Source organism: Clostridia bacterium, assembly GCA_036562685.1.
GTDB lineage: Bacteria > Bacillota > Clostridia > Christensenellales > DUVY01 > DUVY01.
Genome location: DATCJR010000137.1, coordinates 1 through 1623 on the forward strand (window position 1 = coordinate 1; position 1623 = coordinate 1623).

The following is a 1623-nucleotide window of genomic DNA, read 5'->3' on the forward strand; positions in this document are numbered from 1 at the left end:
CTGATATATTATATCACAATTTCATTAAAAAGACAGGGTGATAAGGTAAATTATGAAATGTTAAGATTAATTGTTATTGTTTTGGCCTGTTCTTATGGTAATTGAAAAATGTTTTCCTTCATATTTATAGTTAATTTTTAAGAGAATACATAGGGCTATTAAAGTTGCAGGGATCGCGACACTGAAAAGCAAGAATAAAAGAAATAGTTCCATTAGACTTCCCTCCGTTGATCATTACTAAATTAACGAAAGCGTGTATAAACATAATAGACTATAGTTAAATTATAACGTATTTAGTGAAAATAGTTAATAATTTTCTGATTTGAATTTTTCATTTTTGGATCTTTTTGGGTTTAAGTATTAGGTATTTGTTGTGAATATAGGAATTTAATGCCTCGATATTTTTAATAAAGATAGTATAATAAACTACAAGGTCATATGGACTAAAAAGAGTTATTTTTAGTGAAAATGAAGTAAAATAAAGGATTTGGCAGGAGTGGTCGAAGGCGCTCGACTGGAAATCGAGTAGACGGGTGTTAAGCCCGTCTCGCGGGTTCGAATCCCGCTCTCTCCGCCATTTTTATTTTTGTCCACATGACCACATTCCGAGATTACTACTACGTAAGATAGGGATGTGGTCTTTAAATAAAGGTGAAGACTCGTGCGTTTTTATGATAGAAGAATGATTATATGAGAAAGCGAAATAAAGTGATGGACAGCGGAGGAAAATATAATGCAGGAATTTGTCATAGATATTATCAACAATTATGGTTATGTCGGCATCTTTTTGCTAATCACCATAGAAAATATTTTCCCGCCCATACCTTCTGAAGTAATTCTGCTTTTTGGTGGTTTTATGACCATTTATACGAAATTGAGCGTATGGGGGGTTATTGTATCCGCTACTTTAGGTGCGGTGGCTGGAGCGTTTTTTTGTACATGATAGGCCGAAAGCTGACAATGAGTAGGCTAGAAAGTTTTTTTAACAAAGGATTTTTTAAGGTGTTTCGTTTTAAAAAAGAAGATTTAAGAAAAGCCCTGCAATGGTTTAATAGACACGGCAGCAAAGCTGTTTTGATTTGCAGACTTATACCTCTTATGAGAAGCATAATCTCAATCCCTGCAGGCATGGCAAAGATGAAAATAACTATTTTTTTGTGTTTTACCGTAATAGGCACGTTTATCTGGAACACGGTGCTGGTTTTTCTGGGAAGGCTCGCCGGGAATGCATGGGAAAAGATTGTCTTGTACCTGGATTATTATTCACTGACTACCGATGCACTGATTTTTTTGATATTGGGGTTCGTTTTGCTTAAGAAAAAATTAAAAATTTGAATGGAATTAAGGAAGCCGAAAATAGGCTTTTTTGTTTATGATAAACAAAAAGGAATTTTGCTAAGATATGGAGAAATGAGTTATGTGCATGAAATATATAAAATCTGGAGGAGATTTTATGTATCCTAATTACCGAATTTCCGTGGAAATTATTTTACTTCATGAAGGCAAAGTTCTTCTTACCAAACGGGCTCCCCATTGCAAGGTCGCTCCGAATGTCTGGAACGTTCCCGCTGGAAAAATAAAATACGATGAAATTCCCATTCAGGGGCATGTACAGGGAGGCAA

The 1623-nt window shown here is 34.9% G+C and carries 3 protein-coding genes and 1 tRNA gene; all 4 read left to right on the top strand.

Annotated elements, in window-relative coordinates:
* Positions 1 to 483: 483 nt before the first annotated feature.
* Positions 484 to 577: transfer RNA gene (locus VIL26_06175), tRNA-Ser, on the top strand.
* Between the two features lie 156 nt (positions 578 to 733).
* Complete coding sequence (locus tag VIL26_06180) at positions 734 to 943, top strand: hypothetical protein (protein HEY8390517.1); 210 nt, start codon at positions 734 to 736, stop codon at positions 941 to 943.
* 17 nt (positions 944 to 960) lie between these two features.
* Complete coding sequence (locus VIL26_06185; protein ID HEY8390518.1) at positions 961 to 1335, top strand: DedA family protein; 375 nt, start codon at positions 961 to 963, stop codon at positions 1333 to 1335.
* 118 nt (positions 1336 to 1453) lie between these two features.
* Positions 1454 to 1623 (top strand): NUDIX domain-containing protein (locus tag VIL26_06190; protein ID HEY8390519.1); only part of this gene is annotated, 170 nt, incomplete at its 3' end.